We start from the raw sequence: 18,367 nt of genomic DNA on the forward strand, positions 1-18,367 counted from the left end.
TGAGGAAGTAGAGCCATGCGTAACGCATTCATCCTGCTCATCCTGTTGTTCGGCAGCGCCCACGCTGCCCAACAGGTACGTCTGACCAACGGCGAATGGCCGCCCTACCTCGGTGAAGCCCTGCCCCACCATGGCGTAGCATCACGCATCGTCACCGAGGCGTTCGCGTTACAGGGTGTCGAAGTACGGTGGGAATTCCATCCCTGGGCCCGCTCGCTGAAAATGGCCGAACAGGGTCTGCGCGACGGCAGCGCCGTTTGGCTTGCCAGCCCCGAACGCGAGCAGCACTTTCATATCAGCGAGCCGGTGGTCGAAAGTGGCTACTACCTGTTTCACCGCAAGATCCATGCGTTTGACTGGAGCGATGTCGAGGATCTACGCGGCCTGCGCATTGCCGGCACTCGTGGCTATGACTACGGAGATGCCTTTCAACGCGCCGAAGCCGCCAGAGAACTCAAGGTGACGCGAGTAACCGGTGATGAACAGGGCCTGCGCCAGTTGCTGGCCGGACGCATCGATCTGTTTCCCGTGGACAAGGTGGTGGGCTTCGACCTGCTCTATCAGAAATTCAGCGCTGCCGAACGCCAGCGCCTGAGCTTTCATGGCAAACCCTTGCGCAGCGACAGCCTGCATCTGCTGTTGTCACGAGAGGTACCGGGCAATGCCGAACTGATGCAGCGCTTCAATCGTGGTCTGAAGCAACTGCGCGACAGCGGCAAGGTTTCCCAGTACCTGCTGGAGATTCAACAGCCGCTAAGTCTCAGCCACTGACAGCGGAAACTCGACGCGTACGCGCAGGCCATGCGGCTGTACCTGATGCAGGCTGATTCGGGCCTGATGGGCGCGACAGATTTCGCCGACGATGGCCAGGCCGAGCCCTGCACCGCTGCCCAGATTGCTGCGCCGGTAGAAACGCTCGAAAACCTTTTCATGCTCGGCCTCGGGAATACCCGGGCCGTCGTCTTCGACCTCCAGCACCGATGGCGCCAGTGCGCGAATGATCAGGTTGCCACCGGCTGGTGTGTGTGCCAGTGCGTTATCCAGCAGGTTGTTCAGCAACTCGTTGAGCAGCGTCGGCTCACCGTCGATCCACATCGGTTGATCCGCCTCCAGCGCCAGTGACACACCTCGCGCATGGGCCAGTGGCGCCATGGCCAGCCCCAGCTCACGCGCCAGCTGGGCGAGGTCGATACGCTGCGCACCGCCCTCGGTGATGGCGCGCGCGCCGCTCTCGATACGTGCCAGCGACAGCAACTGGTTGGCCAGCAACGTCAGCCAGTCTCCTTGCAGGGCTACCTGCTCGAGCGTGCTGCGCCATTGCTCGGGCTCCTCGGCGCGCAAGCCCAGGGTAATGCGCGCCTTGAGCGCTGCCAGCGGCGTTCGCAGCTCATGAGCAGCATCGGCGATGAACTGCGATTGTCGCTCGAACACACCACGTAACCGTTCATTGAACTGATTCAAAGCCTCTACCAGTGGTTGTACCTCACGCGGCAGACCGGCATCGGCTAGCGGGTGCAAATCGTTGCTGGCACGCTCAGCCACCTCACGCCGCAGCGCCTCCAGCGGCCGCAGGGCGAGATTCACCGCCAACCAGACCAATAACAGCGCACTGACCGAGAGCAGCCCCATGCGCCATAAGGTGCCAATCAGCAATGCGCGCGCCATGCGCTCACGCGCGCCCTGAGTTTCTGCCACACGAATTTCAGCCATGCCATTGAGCTGCGGCTCGCTGACTGGCTGCAGCAGACTGACAACGCGCACACCCTGATTACGGTAAACGCCATCATAAAAGTGCGCCAAAGCGGGATAATCCTCGGTACGCGGGGTGTTGGGCGGCGCGGCCGGCAGGTCTTCGTAACCCGATACCAGCTCGCCATCGACCCCCAGCACCTGATAATAGATACGCCCGGCGCTGTCATAAGCGAAGGTGTCCAGCGCCAGATAAGGCACATTGGCACGCAATAGCCCGTCGGTACTGTAAAGACCATCAGCCACCGTGCGCGCCGAAGCCAGCAGGGTACGGTCATAGGCCGTATCCGCCGCGTGCCGGGCACTCCAGTAGGCGCTCAAACTACTGGCCAGCAGGATCACCGACAGCAGCAGTGCCAGGCGCCGCAGCAGCCGGCCGCGCAGACTGGCACCGCGGCTCATGCTTCGATCGCTTCCAGCAAATAGCCCAACCCACGAAAGGTGACGATCCGCACGGCACTGCCTTCGAGCTTCTTGCGTAGACGATGGACGTAAATTTCAATCGCATCGGCACTGGCATCCTCATCAAGACCAAAGACCTGCGCCGCCAATTGCTCCTTGCTCATCACCCGTCCGAGCCGCGCGATCATCGCTTCCAGCACCGCTTGTTCACGAGCCGTCAAACTGAGCGCCTCACCTTTGAGGCTGAAGCGGCGTGCCCCCAGGTCATAGACTAGGTCACCGCACTGTTGCAATTGCTCGCCTCCCAGGACACTACGCCGCAGCAAGGCCTTGACCCGAGCCTCCAATTCGGCCAATTCGAAAGGCTTGGCCAGGTAGTCATCGGCACCGAGGTTGAGGCCATGCACACGGTCCCTGACCTCACCACGCGCGGTCAGCATCAGCACCGGCAGCGTCTGGCCACGGTCGCGCAAGCGTGCCAACACAGCGAAACCATCCAGACGTGGCAGGCCGATATCGAGAATCACCAGAGCGTATTCCTCGCTGGTCAGTGCCAGATCGGCAGCGACGCCATCATGCAGCACGTCCACCGTCCAGCCGGCCCCCTTCAGCGCCTGAGCCACGCTTTCCGCCAACTGCGGATGGTCTTCGACCAGCAGAATCCGCACTGCCACCTCCAGCTGCAAGATCATGTGAGGCGCGCAGTTTAGCGCTCCTGCAGCGGCTGTGAATGGCTCAATTAGCAGAACGATGAGGTCATTCGTCGACGCCGGCAGACTCTACACCTCGCGCACTGACGAAAAACTTGCCGCATGAAAGGTTAATGAAAGCTTGCCCTCATAGCATCGGCAGAAGGTGGCTCGACCCACCTGCTCAAGCGACCTGGCAGTGGTGCCAGGTGGCGACAAGAACAAGAATGGAGACCACACGATGCTCGCAGCCTCACGCCAGGCTCTGCCGCCTGTTCGCCTGCTTTGCCTGGCCATCGCCGCTACCGGCGCAGCCCCCCTTGCCAACGCCGCCTTCATTGAAGACAGCACCGCCAGCCTCACGGCCACCAACATTTACCTGAATCGTGACTTCCGCCAGTTCGACGGCCAGAACAAGCGTGAAGAGTGGGGCCAGGGTTTCCGCCTCGATCTGCAGTCCGGCTTCACCGAAGGCACCGTCGGCTTCGGTATCGACGCCATGGGGCTGCTGGGTATCAAGCTTGACTCGGGCAAAGGTCGCACCGGTACCGACCTGCTGCCTGTGCATGACGATGGCCGTTCCGCCGATGATTTCAGCCGCCTGGGCCTGACCGCCAAGGTGAAGGTTTCTGCCACTGAGTTGCGCTATGGCTCGCATGTGCCCGAGCTGCCGGTAGTCAAGGCCAGTGACAGCCGACTGCTGCCGCAGGTCTTCGAAGGCGGCCTGCTGACCTCCTCCGAACTCGAAGGCCTGACCTTCACCGGCGGACGCCTGGACAAGGTCATCGACCGTGCCTCGACCGACTCCGAGAAGATGCTGCTCAACGCCAAGAACGGCCGCTTCGCCGGCGGCGTCGAAGCCGATCACCTCGACCTCGCCGGTGTCGACTATAAGTTCGCCCCCGGTTTCACCGGCCGTTACTACTTCGCCGACTTGGATGACGTCTATCGCCAGCATTTCTTCGGTCTGCTCAGCAGCCACAAGGTCGGTGCAGGCACCCTGAGCAGCGACGTACGCTACATTGTCAGCCGCGACAGCGGCGCAGCCAACGCCGGCAAGGTCGACAACCAGGCCCTCAACGCCATGGTCAGCTACGGCCTGGGCGCTCACAAGTTCGGCCTGGGTTTCCAGGACATGAGCGGCGACACCGGTTTCGCCTATATCGATGGCAGCGATCCGTTCCTGATCAACTTCGTGCAGATCAATGACTTCGCCAACGCCGACGAGCGTTCCTGGCAGGCTCGCTACGATTACAACTTCGCCAGCATCGGGGTGCCCGGGCTGACCTTCATGACCCGCTACATCCGGGGTGATGACGCTCGTGTTGCCGGCTCCGACGAACGTGGCGGCGAATGGGAACGCGACATCGAATTCAAGTACGTGGTGCAGAGCGGCCCGCTCAAGGATCTCTACGTTCGCGTGCGCAATGCCAGCTTCCGCTCCGACTTCGCCCGTGATGCGGACGAGAACCGTGTCATCGTCGGCTACACGCTGCCGATCTGGTAACCCACAATAAGATTCGCGAGGAGAACCCAACCATGAACACTGCCATGATCCGTGCCGCTGTCGCCGCCTCCTGCCTGGCCTTTGCCGGCCAATTGCTGGCCGCAGAACCCAAGCGCCCCGAATGCATCGCTCCGGCTGCCCCCGGCGGCGGCTTCGACCTCACCTGCAAGCTGGCGCAAAGTGCGCTGGTGGACAGCAAGCTGCTGTCCTCACCGATGCGCGTGACCTATATGCCGGGCGGTGTCGGCGCCGTCGCCTACAACGCCGTGGTCGCACAGCGTCCGGCCGATGCCGGCACCATCACAGCCTTCTCCAGCGGCTCGCTGCTGAACCTGGCCCAGGGTAAGTTCGGTCGTTTCGACGAAAATGCCGTGAAGTGGCTGGCTGGCATTGGCACCAGCTACGGCGCCCTGGCCGTACGCAGCGACTCACCCTACAAGACCCTTGATGACCTGGTCGCGGCACTCAAGGCCGAGCCGGGCAAGGTCGTGATCGGCTCCGGCGGTACCGTCGGCAGCCAGGACTGGATGCAGACCGCACTGATCGCCCGCGCGGCCGGCATCGACCCACGGCAACTGCGCTATGTGGCCATGGAAGGGGGCGGCGAGCTGGCCACCTCGCTGCTCGGTGGGCACATTCAGGTCGCCAGTACCGACATCTCCGACTCCGTGCCGCACATCGAGAGTGGCGACATGCGCATCCTTGCGGTGTTCTCCGACGAGCGTCTGCCTGGCGAAGTGGTTTCCAAGATCCCGACCGCCAAGGAGCAGGGCTATGACGTGACCTGGCCGGTGATTCGTGGTTTCTACGTCGGCCCGAAAGTCAGCGATGAAGCCTTCGCCTGGTGGAAGAGCGCCTTCGACCAGCTCCTGGCTTCCGAAGACTTCGCCCATCTGCGCGAGCAACGCGAGCTCTACCCTTTCGCCATGACCGGCGATGAACTGGATGCCTACGTCAAACAGCAGGTCGTTCAGTACAAGCAACTGGCTCAGGAATTCGGCCTGATCCAGCAGTAACCCGCCGAATAACCGCCCCAGCCCGGGGCGGTTCAAGGCCATTCCCACTCCCCTAACTGCCTGGAGCCGTGTGCTCACGGGCTGGCGTCATTCGCACCAGGAAACCCGGTAGGCATTGTTGAAATAACGAGGATTTCCTCATGTACCAACGCATCTTCGGCATCGTGCTGTTGCTCTGCTGCCTGGGCCTGGCGGCTACGGCCTGGGGCTACCAGGCACCATTTTCCTACGAGCCCGTCGGGCCTCGCGCCTATCCGCTGCTGCTGCTGACGCTGATGGGCCTCGGTGCCATCTACCTCATCGCCAAGCCGGCCAGCGCCACGGCTGAGCATGACGAGCCGCCCCTGGATCGACACGTACTGAGTAAGGTCGTTGGCTGCGTGGTGATGCTCAGCGCCTACGCTGCCACGTTCGAACTACTCGGATTTATTCCAGCCAGCATCCTCTTCGCCATCGCCATGGCCCGCTTGTATGAAGGCTCCTGGAAGGTCAGCGTGATCGCTGGCGTGGCACTCGGCATCGGCCTCTACCTGCTGTTCGACAAAGCCCTCGACGTCCCCCTGCCGCTCGGCATTCTCGCCGCGCTGGAGAATTGATCATGGATACCCTCAGCTACCTCGGTCAGGGCTTCGGTGTTGCCCTGAGCCCCTACAACCTGCTTACCGCCCTGTGTGGCACCCTGATTGGCACAGTGGTCGGTCTGCTGCCAGGCCTGGGCCCGATCAACGGCGTGGCGCTGCTGATCCCCATCGCCTTCGCCCTCGGTCTGCCGCCGGAAACCGCGCTGATCCTGCTGGCGGCCGTGTACCTGGGCTGCGAGTATGGCGGCCGTATTTCCTCGATTCTGCTGAACATCCCGGGCGAAGCCTCGGCCGTGATGACCACCCTCGACGGCTACCCGCTGGCGCGTCAGGGCAAGGCTGGCGTGGCTCTGTCCATCTCCGCCTGGAGCTCCTTCGTCGGCGGCCTGATCGCCACCTGCGGCGTGGTCATCTTCGCCCCGATGCTGGCCAAATGGGCCGTGGCCTTCGGCCCTGCGGAATACTTCGTGCTGATGGTATTCGCCATCGTCTGCCTGGCCGGCATGGCCGGCAACAAGCCGATGAAAACCGCCATCGCCTGCTGCATCGGCCTGTTCCTGTCCTGCGTCGGCATCGACTCCAACAGTGGCGTGTATCGCTTCACCTTCGGCAGCCTCGGTCTGGCTGACGGTATCCAGTTCGTGGTGCTGGTGCTAGGTCTGTTCTCGGTCAGCGAGATTCTCGTGCTGCTCGAGCGCACTCACCATGGCCAGAAGGCCATCGAAGCCAAGGGCCGCATGCTGTTCAACCTCAAAGAAGGTCTGTCGGTGCTGGCCACCAATCTGCGCAGCGGCGCACTGGGCTTTGGCCTGGGCATCCTGCCGGGTGCTGGCGCGACCCTGGCCAGTGCCGTGGCGTACATGAGCGAAAAACGCCTGGCACACAAGGACAACAAGTTCGGCAATGGCGACCTGCGCGGCCTGGCCGCCCCGGAAACCGCCAACAGCGCCTCGGCTTGCGGCTCCATGGTGCCAATGCTGACTCTGGGCGTTCCTGGCTCGGGCACCACCGCAGTGATGCTCGGTGCGCTGACCCTGTACAACATCACTCCCGGCCCACTGCTGTTCCAGAATCAGCCGGACATCGTCTGGGGCCTGATCGCCTCGCTGTTCGTCGCCAACATCATGCTGATCGTGATGAACGTACCGATGATCAAGATCTTCACCAAGATCCTCGCCGTGCCCTATTGGGCGCTGGTGCCGGCCATCGCCATCATCACCTCGATTGGCGTCTATGCGGTGCATGCCACCACCTTCGACCTGTTCCTGATGATCGGTATCGGTATCGCGGGCTACATTCTGCGCAAACTGGATTTCCCACTGTCGGCCATTCTGCTCGGTTTCATTCTCGGCGGGCTGATGGAGCAGAACCTGCGCCGCGCCCTGTCGATCTCCAATGGTGATCTCGGCATCCTGTTCTCCAGCCCGATCACCTGGGGCGTGTGGACGCTGATCGTCGGCATGATCGCCCTGCCCTTCTACCGCAACTGGCGCAAGCGTAACCAGCGTCAGGCTGAAGTGGCTGACGCGGCCTGAGGATGAGGCGTGTCCCTGAGCATTTCATCCTTTAACCCACGCGGCTGGTGGCCTACGCCACTGGCCGGTGCGTTGGGTGGTTACCTGGCCAGTCTTGCAGACTGGCCTTTGCCGTGGATGGTCGGTTCCTTGCTGGCGGTAATCGTCCTACGCTGCCTGGCCAATCGTGCCTTCAGTGAATTGCCAGGCGGGCGCAAGGCCGGCCAATGGCTGGTCGCCAGCGGCATCGGCCTGCACTTCACCAGTGAGGTGCTGCAGCAGGTGCTCAGCCATCTGCCGGTGATCATCATGGGGGCCATCGGCACGCTGATGCTGAGCCTGATCGGTATCGTCATTCTGCGCCGTGCCGGCGTCGACCGCGCCACGGCCTTCTTTGCCAGCATGCCTGGCGGTGCCAGCGAAATGGTCAACCTGGCCCTGCGCCACGATGCCCAGCCCGCAAGAGTGGCAGCGGCGCACAGCCTGCGCCTGTTGCTGGTGCTGCTGTTGATTCCGGCACTGTTCACCTGGGGTCTGTCCGATGTCAGCGCGCCCCCTCCGGCGCCAGTGGACTGGTTGTGGCTAACCGGTCTGCTCGCTGCTGGCGCTCTGCTGGCAATACTCTGGGGCCGGCTGAACCAACCCAACCCCTGGATGCTCGGCCCGCTGAGCGTCTGCGCCATAGCCAGCGCCAGCTTCGACCTGCATCTGGGCCTGCCGCAGGGCCTCGGTCAGTTCGGCCAGTGGCTGATCGGCTGTGCACTGGGCTGCCACTTCGACCGCGCTTTCTTCCGCAGCGCGCCAGCCTTCCTCGCCCGCGTCCTGCTGTTCACCCTGCTGGCGATGCTGGCCGCGGCCGGTCTCGGCGAAGTGCTGGGCTGGCTGGCCGGCGAAGACCACCTGTCACTGATGCTGGGCATGATGCCCGGCGGCATCACCGAGCTGTGCCTGACCGCAGAAGCCCTGCAGCTTTCGGTAGCGCTGGTGACTGCATTGCAGGTGCTGCGGCTGTTTCTGGTGATGTTTCTCGCCGAACCCTTATTCAAGCTCTGGTGCAAGAGCCACGCTTAGCCCGCCTCGTGCGGGCTTTTTTATCTTGCCTTGGGTACGCCATACGCAACGGCGCTACCACCGCAACTGCAATTGGCTCTCGAACTCGCGCACCTGACCACTCAGCGGATCGACAAAGCACAAACCGCGCGCCAGCAGCTTGAGCGGCTTGCTGTAGTCATCCGGCTGATTGCGCGACTCCAGCAACTGCGGATAGAAGTCATCGCCAACGATAGGTGCGCCAAGCCCGGCCAGATGCACGCGCAACTGATGCTTGCGCCCGGTCACTGGCGACAATTGATAGCGCCACAGTTCACCCCGGCGTTCCAGCACCTCGATGCGCGTTTCACTGTTGGCCTCACCGACAACCTCCTGCATGCGAAAGAACGGCTCGCCATCGACCATGCGCGAACGGTGCAGGTAGGGAAACTGCAACTGCGCCAATGCCGGTGCGATGGCCTCGTAGCGTTTTTCCACCGCGCGCTGACGAAACAACGCCTGATACTGGCCACGACTGGCCGGGTTGACCGAGAACAGCACCAGCCCGGCGGTCAGCCGGTCGATGCGGTGGATCGGCACCAGATCGGGGTTGCCGGTACGCTTGATCAGCCGTGCCAGCAGCGTTTGCTCGACGTACTCACCGGCCGGCATCACCGGCAGAAAGTGCGGTTTGTCGGCGACCAGCAGGTGCTCGTCCTGCCAGAGCACCTGCTCGACGAAAGGAATCGGCGTCTCGTTCGGCACTTCACGGAAATAGCGCACCTTGAGCCCGACCCGATAGGGATGCGTGGCATCGATGGCCGCACCGTCAGCATCCAGCACCCGGCCGCGCGCCATACGCTGCAGCCAGGTGGTGCGGTCTATGGCAGGAAAGTGATCGCACAGACAATCGAGTACCGTCGCCCAATCACCCTGTGGCAGGTGAAGGGTGCTGGGGCGCATGGCAGGGCTGGGCATTGCAGAAGGTGCTCAATGAGATTGGACGGGCGAATTAGGCCGCACTCGTGCCGCTCAGTCAAAGCCGGGGCATGCCGCAACAGCAGCCGAACAATGAAAGCCTGCGTGGTATGCCCCCTCATCCGGCGCTTCGCGCCACCTTCTCCCAGAGGGAGAAGGACAGCAGGGAGGAAGTCGCTGCGCGACTTTCATACTCACGGCTTGAGCCAAGGTCGCGCTGTAGCTATGGTGGCCGCTCGTATCTGGAGAGACTCATGTCCATCACCCGCTCCCTGCTGACCAGCGTCGCCCTGCTCCCCCTTCTGGCTGCCTGCCAGGTCTACACCGGCAAGCCGGAAGGTCCGCCCCCGGCCACCCGCCTGCAAGGCCAGATACAGGTCGATAATGGGCAGTTGGTGTTCATGCCCTGCCTGGAACAGCGCCGCTTCGTGCTGGCCGATGCTGGCAACACCAGCATCGAGCGTGAAGTCACACAACTCGGCAACGATGGCCACAGCAGCCTGTTCGCCGACCTGGCCGGACGCCTGGGCGGCAGCCAGGGCAAAGGCCATGATGGCCGCTTCGAGGTCAGCCAGATTTACCGCCTGCAGGGTGAGGGGCATGGTTGTGACGATCTCAACTTCAAGCGCCTGAGCCTGCGCGCCAGCGGTAATGAGCCGTTCTGGCAACTGGAAGTCGGCAGCAAGGGGCTGGTGCTCAACCGCCCCGATCAGGAGCCACTGGCCCTGCCCTACCTGGAAGAACAGCTGCCGGACGGCCGCCTCAACTTCAGCAGCGAAGCCAACGGTCAGCGCCTCGAGCTGTGGCTGGCACCGCAGCGCTGCGTTGACGGCATGAGCGGCGCGGTCAACCACCTCAGCGCCGAGCTGCGCCTCGACGGCCAGGTGCTGCGCGGTTGCGCGCATTTCGGTGCCATGCGCAACTGACGAGCCCGACCGGACGCACGGGCCAGCGGGACGGTGATCCTGTACAATCGCCGCCCTTTGCCACCTTGCCGGATCACCACCGGCCTACCAGGACACTGCCCATGCTACGCCTGACCGAACTGAAACTGCCCCTCGACCATGCCGATGATGCACTGCGCCCGGCCATCGTCCAGCGCCTGGGCATCACGGATGCCGATCTGCTGAATTTCAGCGTGTTCAAGCGCAGCTACGATGCACGGAAGAAGTTCGGCGACATGCCGTTCATCTACACCGTCGATTGCGAAGTGAAGGACGAAGCCGCCCTGCTCGCCCGCCTGCGTGATGACAAGCACGTAGGCCCGGCGCCGGACATCACCTACAAGCCGGTTGGCCAGGCCGAGGCGCCGCTGGATGAGCGCCCCATCGTCGTCGGCTTCGGCCCCTGCGGCATCTTCGCCGCGCTGATCCTGGCCCAGGCCGGCCTGCGCCCCATCGTCCTGGAGCGCGGCAAGGAAGTGCGCCAACGTACCAAGGACACCTGGGGCCTGTGGCGCAAGAACGTGCTCGACCCGACCTCCAACGTGCAGTTCGGCGAAGGCGGCGCCGGCACCTTCTCCGATGGCAAGCTGTACAGCCAGATCAAGGACCCCAACCACTATGGGCGCAAGGTGCTGGAAGAGTTCGTCAAGGCCGGCGCACCGGACGAGATTCTCTACGTCAGCAAGCCGCACATCGGCACCTTTCGCCTGACCGGCGTGGTCGCCACCATGCGTGAAGAGATCAAGGCCCTCGGTGGTGAGGTACGCTTCCAACAGCGCGTCAGCGACCTGCTGATCGACGACGGCCAGCTTACCGGCGTGGTGCTGGAAAGTGGCGAGCAGTTGCTCAGCCGTCATGTCGTGCTCGCCCTCGGTCACAGCTCGCGGGATACCTTCCGCATGCTGCATGCCCGTGGCGTGTACCTGGAAGCCAAGCCCTTCTCGGTCGGTTTCCGTATCGAGCACCCGCAATCGCTGATCGACCGCGCGCGCCTGGGCAAATACGCCGGTCATCCGAAACTCGGCGCCGCCGACTACAAACTGGTGCACCACGCCAGCAATGGTCGCTCGGTGTACAGCTTCTGCATGTGCCCGGGCGGCACCGTGGTGGCCGCCACCTCCGAACCGGAGCGCGTGGTGACCAACGGCATGAGCCAGTATTCGCGCAACGAGCGCAATGCCAACGCCGGCATCGTCGTAGGCATCACCCCCGAGCAGGACTATCCGGGCGGCCCGCTGGCCGGCGTGGAGCTACAGGAGCGTCTGGAATCGCATGCCTACGTACTCGGCGGGCGCAACTACGAGGCGCCAGGGCAACTGGTCGGCGACTTCATCAAGGGCCAGCCGTCCACCGCCCTGGGTGAAGTGCAGCCGTCCTACAAGCCGGGGGTGAAACTGGGCGATCTGGCACCGTCGCTGCCGGATTTTGCCATCGAAGCAATCCGCGAGGCACTGCCGGCTTTCGGCAAGCAGATCAAGGGCTTCGACCTGGCCGATGCCGTGCTCACCGGCATCGAGACACGCACCTCCTCGCCGGTACGCATCACCCGTGGCGACGACCTGCAGAGTCTCAACCTAAAAGGGCTGTATCCGGCCGGTGAAGGCGCCGGTTATGCCGGCGGCATTCTTTCAGCCGGGGTCGACGGCATTCGTGTTGCCGAAGCGGTGGCCAAAGACATGCTCGGATTGAATCACTAAGCAGTGGAGCCCGGCCGAGCGTCAGCTACCTGGCTGGGCCTTCTGAAGCGAAGCAGCAACGGCATCGCCAACACCAGCGTACCGATCCCCACCACCAGCAGGCTGCGATACGGCATGCTGGCGAAGGCGTTGGCCCAGAATGCCGCCCAGATCAGCACGCAGAGGCCACAACCGATCAGACCGCTGCGCCGGCTACGGCAACTCAGCAGCCAAATCGCATTGCCCACCGCCAGAACGCCGAAGAGATACAACGCGTGCTCTAGCTGCAGGCCATAGGCAATATCGCGGCGAACCCCACCGAACATTTGCCGATAGGCCTCGAAGGCGATGCGGTAAAGCCCCCACGCCAGCAGCATTTGCGCGGCAGCCAATACGGCCATGGCAAGCAGTCGCCGAGTCATTGCCCGGCCCACAGACAGCACAGCACCGAACGCTTCACATTACCGCCTGGCGCGAGAAGCGCCTGACAGTGGCTCAGTGATCATCGTCCCACGGCTGGCCATGGGTACGCTCGGTCAACTCGACCTTCTGCTGCATCGCCGCCTTGGACAGGATGTGCGCACTGACCGGCGCGGTGATGAACAGGAACAGGGTGATCAGCAACTCATGCAGGCTGAGGCTGCCGGTATGGTGCGCAAAGAACAGCATCGAGGCGATCAGGGTACCGCCGACACCCAGCGTGGTGGCCTTGGTCGGGCCGTGCAGGCGGGTGAAGAAATCCGGCAGTCGATACAGCCCGATGGCACCGACCAGGGCGAACAGGCTGCCGAGGATCAGGCAGGCGCAAATCAACAGTTCCAGCCAGAAAGGCATGGGCATTCTCCCTTAATCGATGATGTCGCCGTGCAGCAGGTGTTTACCCACTGCGACCGTACCGACGAAGCCCATCACCGCGATCAGCAGGGCAGCTTCGAAGAACAGATCCGAGGCCAGCCAGATGCCGAACAGCACGATCAGCGCCAGTGCGTTGATGTAAAGCGTATCCAGCGCCAGGACACGGTCGACCACGCTCGGCCCCATGACCAGACGCGCAACGTTGAGCAGCATGGCCAGCGTAAGGATGCCCATGCACAGAAAGACTACGTTCTCGAGCATTCGAAAATCTCCAGCAGCGGTGCTTCGTAACGGCTCTTGATCTCGGCAATCAGCGCATCGTGGTCAGGCACGTCCAGGCCGTGCAGCAACAGCGTCTTGTGATCAGAGCTGAGCCCGGCAGACACCGTGCCTGGCGTCAGCGAAATGATGCAGGCCAGCGCAGCCAGAACGAATTCATCCTCGATCTCCACCGGCAACTCGACGAATGCCGGGTTGAGCCGCGATTTCGGCCCCAGCACCAGCCTGACTACCTGCATGTTGGCCACGACGATGTCGAAGAACACCTTGCCAATGAACAACAACAGCCCCAGCGGCTTGCGTACTCTGGGCACGTTCAGCAGAAAGTCGCCGCACAGGTGCACGATGGCCCAGCCGAGAAACAGGCCGAGCAGGACATGCCCCAGGTTGAAGGTGTTGACCAGCAGCAGCCAAAGCACCGTCAGCACCAGCATCATCCGCGGATGGGGGAAGAAACGCCTCATGCCGCACCTCCGGCAATGATGGACAGATAGGGTTGCAGATCGAGCAATTGCGCAGCAGCAGCCTCCAGGTAGGTCATGATCGGCGCCGCAGCGACCATCAACAGCGGACTGGCCAGCAGCAAGCCCAGCGCAGCCAGCAGGCTGACGCGGTCAGCCGGTTCGGCTTTAGCAGGTGCCGCGTCGGCGCCATGGCCCAGCCAGAACAGGCTGGTTCCGGCGCGGCTGAGCGCCACCAGTGTCAACAGCCCGCCGATCAGCACCACCGGCCACAGACTCCAGGCCTGCCAGCCGGGCTCGGCTGCGCGCAGCAACAGCATCTTGCCGAGGAAGCCGGAGAATGGCGGCAGCCCGGCCACGGAAATCGAGGCAAAGAAGAACAGGCTGCCCAGCACCAGTGGCTGACGCAGTACACGTTCCTGCTGCAGATCGCCACCGGCACTGTCACGCTGAGCGACCACCAGGCCAGCCAGGAGGAACAACGCCGCACTGATCAGCGTGCTGTGCAGCAGGTAGTAAAGCGCCGCACTCAGGGCCGCGACATTGCCGATGGCAAACCCCACCATCAGCGTACCCACCGAAATCACCACCAGATAGGCCAGCAGCGCCTGCAATTGACGCGCACCAAGGGCACCGATCACACCGAAGACAATTGTCGGCAGCGCCAGCCACCAGAGCAGTTCATGACCAAGATTGGCCAGCGGCCCGGCCTGTTCGCCGAACACCAGGGTGAACACGCGGACGATGGCATAGAAGCCCACCTTGGTCATGATCGCGAACAACGCGGCCACCGAAGCAGGCGCCGCAGCATAGGCACGCGGCAACCAGAAGCACAGCGGCAGTACCGCAGCCTTGAGGCCGAAGACGATCAGCAGCAGGTAAGCGGCCGCCTTGATCAGCGGCGCATCGGCAACCTCGGCACTGGCCACGCGGACGGCCAGATCCGGCATGTTCAGGGTGCCGGTCAGACCATACAGCAGGCTGACGCCAATCAGGAAGAACGACGAACCCAGCAGGTTGAGCACCACGTAATGCACGCCGGCCCGCACCTGATTGGCACGGTTGCCATGCAGCAGCAACGCATAGGAGGCGATCAACAGGATCTCGAAGAACACGAACAGGTTGAACAGGTCAGCGGTGAGGAACGCACCATTGATACCCAGCAACTGAAACTGAAACAGCGCATGGAAGTTCGGCCCACGCTCATCGTCGCCACGGCAGGCATAGATCAGCGCCAAGCAGGCCAGCACCGCGGTGAGCAACAGCAATGCGGCGTTGAAACGGTCGAGCAAGAGCATGATGCCGAACGGTGGCGCCCAATTACCCAGGGCGTAGACCTGCAACTGTCCGGTTCCGGCCAGCACCACCAGATAGGCACACACCGGCAGCAAGGCCAGGCAGCCCACCAGGGAAATGCCGCGCTTGAGCGTACGCGACCAACTGTGGCCAACCAGCAACAACGCCCCAATGAACAACGGCAGCAGAATGGGAAGGATGATGGCGTGACTCATGCGCGCGGCTCCTCACCATCGACGTGATCGGTTTTCAGCTCACCCAGCCCGCGCAAGGCCAGCACCACGACGAACGCGGTCATGGCGAAGCCAATGACGATGGCGGTGAGCACCAGTGCCTGCGGCAGCGGGTCACCGTGCTCGGCGCTCTTGCCGATTACCGCCGGTACGCCGGTACCGAGGCGTCCCATGGAAAAGATGAAGAGGTTGACCGCATACGAGATCAGGGTCAGCCCCATCACCACCGGGAAGATGCGCGCGCGCAGCAGCAGGTAGACGCCACTGGCCGTCAGTACCCCGAGGGTGATTGCGAATACTGCCTCCATATCAGATGACCTCCTTGCACGACTCGTCCTGACTGACATGGCCGATATTGGAAAGAATCAACAGAGTGGCGCCGACAACGGCCAGGAACACCCCGAGATCGAAGAGAATGGCAGTAGCCAGTTCGATTTCGCCGATCAGCGGAATGTGGAAATGGCCGAACGCCGAGGTGAGGAACGGCGAGCCAAAGGCCCAACTGCCCAGACCGGTCAGGCCGGCAATCAGTACGCCCCAACCGGCAGTGGCGTGATAACTGAACTTCAGGCGCTGCTGCGTCCAGGTCACACCATGGGAGATGTACTGCAGGATCAGCGCCACCGAGGTGATCAGGCCGGCGATGAAGCCGCCACCTGGCAGGTTGTGCCCGCGCAGGAAGATGAACGCCGATACCAGCAGCGCCATCGGCAGCATGGCGCGCGAGAGCATATCGAGAATCATCGGGTGCGCATCGGTCGACCACGGCCGCCCGTTCTTGTCGTGGCTCGGATGTGGCAGGTGCAAACCATACAGCAGCGCGTAGATGCCGATGGCGGCAATCGCCAGCACGGTGATTTCACCCAGGGTATCGAAACCACGGAAGTCCACCAGGATCACATTGACCACATTGGTGCCACCGCCGCCGGAGACGCTGTTCTCGAGGAAGAACGACGAAATGCTCTGATAGGGACGGGTCAGCACCGCATAGGTCAGCATCGCCACCATGGTGCCGCTGCCCAACGCCAGGGTCAGATCACGCAGACCACGCAGGCTGCTCGACTCCGCCGGAGTACGGTCGGTCATGAAGTACAGGGTGAGAATCAGCAGGATGATGGTCACCACCTCCACCGACAACTGGGTCAGTGCCAGATCCGGCGCCGAGAAACGGGCGAAGGCCAATGCCACCATCAGGCCGGCAGCGCTGAGGATCATCAGCGCCACCAGACGACGACGATGGAAGACCACGGTGAGTACGGCGGTGACCATCAGAATCAGCATGCCGGTGACGGTCATCGGATCGAGCGGAGTCATCGCCACGCTACCGGCCAACTGCTCCAGCGGCGACAGGGCAATCACCATCAGGGTCAATGCACTGCCGAGCATCCAGGCCAGATAGCGCTGCTGCGAGCCGCTTTCCAGCAGCACGGTGATACGCACGGACAGGCGCGTCATGTAACGCACCACCTGATCGAAGGCATCCTTGGCATCGAGGTTGGGCAGCCCCTCGTACCAGCGGAACAATGGCTTGCGGCAGGTGTAGACGAGAATGCCACCGAACAGGGCTACGAAGCTCATCAGCAACGGCAGGTTGAAGCCATGCCAGATGGCCAGGCTGTACTCCGGCAGCGCGCCGCCCAGCGTCGAAGCGGCAGCAGCCGCCAGCAACGGCGCCACGGTATAAGCCGGCAGGACACCGACCAGCAGGCAGAGGAAGACCAGCACCTCCACCGGCACTTTCATGTAACGCGGTGGCTCGTGGGGCGGGTACTTGGGCAGATCGATCGGCTCGCCGTTGAAGAATACGTCATGGATGAAGCGCAGCGAGTAGGCCACCGAGAACACGCCGGCCAGAGTTGCCGCCGCCGGAATCACCCAGTTGAAGCCGCCCAGCAGGTGCTGGTGCAGGGTTTCGGTGAAGAACATCTCCTTGCTCAAAAAGCCATTGAGCAGCGGCACGCCGGCCATCGCCGAAGCCGCCACCATCGCCAGCACGGCCGTATGTGGCATGTACTTCCACAAGCCGTTTATTCGCCGCATGTCGCGGCTGCCGGTTTCGTGATCGATGATGCCCGCGGCCATGAACAGCGAGGCCTTGAAAGTGGCATGGTTGATGATGTGGAACACCGCCGCCACGGCAGCCAACTGGGTATCGAGACCGAACAGCAACGTGATCAGGCCCAGGTGGCTGATGGTCGAGTACGCCAGCAAGCCTTTGAGGTCATGCTGGAACAGTGCCATGACCGCACCGACCAGCAAGGTGGCCAAGCCGGTCATGCTGACCATGTAGAACCACCAGTCGGAGCCGGCCAGCGCCGGGTACAGGCGCGCCAGCAAAAATACCCCGGCCTTGACCATGGTTGCCGAGTGCAGATAGGCCGAAACCGGCGTTGGCGCTGCCATCGCATGGGGCAGCCAGAAGTGGAAGGGGAACTGCGCCGACTTGGTGAACACACCCAGCAGCACCAGTACCAGCGCCAGCGGATACAACTCATGTGCGCGAATCGCGTAACCAGCCGCCAGCACCTGTGACAGCTCGAAGCTGCCGGCGATATGGCCGATCAGCAGGATACCGGCAAGCAGCGCCAGACCACCGCCGCCTGTGATCGCCAACGCCATGCGCGCGCCCTTGCGGGCTTCGGAGCGCGAACCCCAGAAGCCGATCAACAGGAACGATGACAGGCTGGTCAGCTCCCAGAACATCAGCATCAGCAGCAGGTTTTCCGAGAGCACCACGCCGAGCATGGCGCCCATGAACAGCAGCAGGAAAGCGAAGAAGCGCCCCATTGGCTCGGTCTTGGCCAGGTAATAACGGGCGTAGAGGATCACCAGCAGACCGATGCCGAGAATCAGCAAGGCGAACAGGAAACCCAGGCCGTCGAGGCGCAAGCTGAGGTTCAGGCCAAGATGCGGCAACCACTCCAGCTTGACTCGCAGCACTTCACCGGCAAACACCGCTGACTGGTGGTTGAACAACAGGATCAGCGCCGCAACGGGCGCTATGGCCGCTGCCGCCGCGCAGGCGGAACGGCCCAGGCGATCAGCCAGCACGGGTAGAAACAGCCCCAGAAATGGCAAGGCGATAATCAACGCAAGCGCCATCGAAAAACCCCTTTAGCAGGCACGCCAGGTCAAACGACCCAACGACGAGAATTGGA

18 protein-coding genes are annotated in these 18,367 nt (G+C 62.8%); 8 read left to right on the plus strand and 10 right to left on the minus strand.

The annotated features are described in order from the left end of the window. Positions 1-15 precede the first annotated feature (15 nt). A complete protein-coding gene (locus J7655_RS14435; RefSeq protein ID WP_230925036.1) occupies positions 16-771 on the plus strand; it encodes a substrate-binding periplasmic protein in 756 nt (251 codons plus the stop codon). Here J7655_RS14435 and J7655_RS14440 read toward each other — a convergent pair. Further along, positions 754-2,151, minus strand: a complete 1,398-nt coding sequence (locus J7655_RS14440; protein WP_230925037.1) for a sensor histidine kinase — start codon at positions 2,149-2,151, stop codon at positions 754-756. The two genes, J7655_RS14435 and J7655_RS14440, sit on opposite strands and share 18 nt — an antisense overlap. Then, positions 2,148-2,819: a response regulator gene (locus J7655_RS14445; protein WP_230927731.1), complete on the minus strand. Its 672-nt coding sequence runs from the start codon at positions 2,817-2,819 to the stop codon at positions 2,148-2,150. Before J7655_RS14445 ends, J7655_RS14440 begins: the two co-directional genes overlap by 4 nt. Before the next feature lie 262 nt (positions 2,820-3,081). On the opposite strand from J7655_RS14445, the gene J7655_RS14450 reads away from it, so the two are divergent. The 5 genes from J7655_RS14450 (at position 3,082) to J7655_RS14470 (ending at position 8,529) form a co-directional block, all read left to right on the plus strand. Next, on the plus strand, positions 3,082-4,347 hold the full coding sequence (locus tag J7655_RS14450) for an OprD family porin (RefSeq protein ID WP_230925038.1): 1,266 nt from the start codon (positions 3,082-3,084) through the stop codon (positions 4,345-4,347). 44 nt (positions 4,348-4,391) lie between these two features. Next, on the plus strand, positions 4,392-5,363 hold the full coding sequence (locus J7655_RS14455; protein WP_230927732.1) for a Bug family tripartite tricarboxylate transporter substrate binding protein: 972 nt from the start codon (positions 4,392-4,394) through the stop codon (positions 5,361-5,363). A gap of 140 nt (positions 5,364-5,503) precedes the next feature. Next, positions 5,504-5,959, plus strand: coding sequence for a tripartite tricarboxylate transporter TctB family protein (locus tag J7655_RS14460; RefSeq protein ID WP_230925039.1), 456 nt, complete (start codon positions 5,504-5,506; stop codon positions 5,957-5,959). 2 nt (positions 5,960-5,961) lie between these two features. Next, positions 5,962-7,479 carry a tripartite tricarboxylate transporter permease gene (locus J7655_RS14465; protein ID WP_230925040.1) on the plus strand — a complete coding sequence of 506 codons (1,518 nt, stop codon included), beginning with the start codon at positions 5,962-5,964 and terminating at the stop codon, positions 7,477-7,479. Between the two features lie 15 nt (positions 7,480-7,494). Further along, complete coding sequence (locus J7655_RS14470; RefSeq protein ID WP_230927733.1) at positions 7,495-8,529, plus strand: AbrB family transcriptional regulator; 1,035 nt, start codon at positions 7,495-7,497, stop codon at positions 8,527-8,529. 54 nt (positions 8,530-8,583) lie between these two features. Here J7655_RS14470 and J7655_RS14475 read toward each other — a convergent pair whose 3' ends face one another. Further along, the gene (locus tag J7655_RS14475; protein ID WP_230925041.1) at positions 8,584-9,465 is read right to left on the minus strand and encodes an RluA family pseudouridine synthase; all 882 of its coding nucleotides are present in this window, start codon (positions 9,463-9,465) and stop codon (positions 8,584-8,586) included. A 254-nt stretch (positions 9,466-9,719) separates the two neighbouring features. Here J7655_RS14475 and J7655_RS14480 point away from each other — a divergent pair, with 254 nt between their 5' ends. Together J7655_RS14480 and J7655_RS14485 are read left to right on the plus strand one after the other, a co-directional pair. Next, a complete protein-coding gene (locus tag J7655_RS14480; RefSeq protein WP_230925042.1) occupies positions 9,720-10,391 on the plus strand; it encodes a COG3650 family protein in 672 nt (223 codons plus the stop codon). A 101-nt stretch (positions 10,392-10,492) separates the two neighbouring features. Then, entirely contained in the window at positions 10,493-12,106 is a 1,614-nt protein-coding gene (locus J7655_RS14485) for an NAD(P)/FAD-dependent oxidoreductase (RefSeq protein ID WP_230925043.1), read from the plus strand. On the opposite strand, the gene J7655_RS14490 is transcribed toward J7655_RS14485, so the two are convergent. The 7 genes from J7655_RS14490 to J7655_RS14520 form a co-directional block, all read right to left on the minus strand. Further along, positions 12,103-12,507 carry a hypothetical protein gene (locus J7655_RS14490; protein ID WP_230925044.1) on the minus strand — a complete coding sequence of 135 codons (405 nt, stop codon included), beginning with the start codon at positions 12,505-12,507 and terminating at the stop codon, positions 12,103-12,105. The genes J7655_RS14485 and J7655_RS14490 overlap by 4 nt on opposite strands. A 73-nt stretch (positions 12,508-12,580) precedes the next feature. Continuing rightward, positions 12,581-12,919 carry a Na+/H+ antiporter subunit G gene (locus tag J7655_RS14495; protein WP_004423845.1) on the minus strand — a complete coding sequence of 113 codons (339 nt, stop codon included), beginning with the start codon at positions 12,917-12,919 and terminating at the stop codon, positions 12,581-12,583. Positions 12,920-12,931: 12 nt separating this feature from the next. Beyond that, a complete protein-coding gene (locus J7655_RS14500) occupies positions 12,932-13,201 on the minus strand; it encodes a K+/H+ antiporter subunit F (RefSeq protein WP_017361639.1) in 270 nt (89 codons plus the stop codon). Next, the gene (locus J7655_RS14505; protein ID WP_116619400.1) at positions 13,186-13,683 is read right to left on the minus strand and encodes a Na+/H+ antiporter subunit E; all 498 of its coding nucleotides are present in this window, start codon (positions 13,681-13,683) and stop codon (positions 13,186-13,188) included. Before J7655_RS14505 ends, J7655_RS14500 begins: the two co-directional genes overlap by 16 nt. Further along, a complete protein-coding gene (locus tag J7655_RS14510) occupies positions 13,680-15,191 on the minus strand; it encodes a monovalent cation/H+ antiporter subunit D (RefSeq protein WP_230925045.1) in 1,512 nt (503 codons plus the stop codon). The genes J7655_RS14505 and J7655_RS14510 overlap by 4 nt, the downstream gene beginning before the upstream one ends. Then, on the minus strand, positions 15,188-15,517 hold the full coding sequence (locus tag J7655_RS14515) for a Na+/H+ antiporter subunit C (RefSeq protein WP_084341320.1): 330 nt from the start codon (positions 15,515-15,517) through the stop codon (positions 15,188-15,190). The genes J7655_RS14510 and J7655_RS14515 overlap by 4 nt, the downstream gene beginning before the upstream one ends. Before the next feature lies 1 nt (position 15,518). Continuing rightward, positions 15,519-18,311: a monovalent cation/H+ antiporter subunit A gene (locus J7655_RS14520; RefSeq protein ID WP_230925046.1), complete on the minus strand. Its 2,793-nt coding sequence runs from the start codon at positions 18,309-18,311 to the stop codon at positions 15,519-15,521. Positions 18,312-18,367: the final 56 nt, after the last annotated feature.

Source organism: Pseudomonas wenzhouensis (genome assembly GCF_021029445.1).
In the GTDB taxonomy this organism is placed as follows: Bacteria; Pseudomonadota; Gammaproteobacteria; order Pseudomonadales; family Pseudomonadaceae; genus Aquipseudomonas; species Aquipseudomonas wenzhouensis.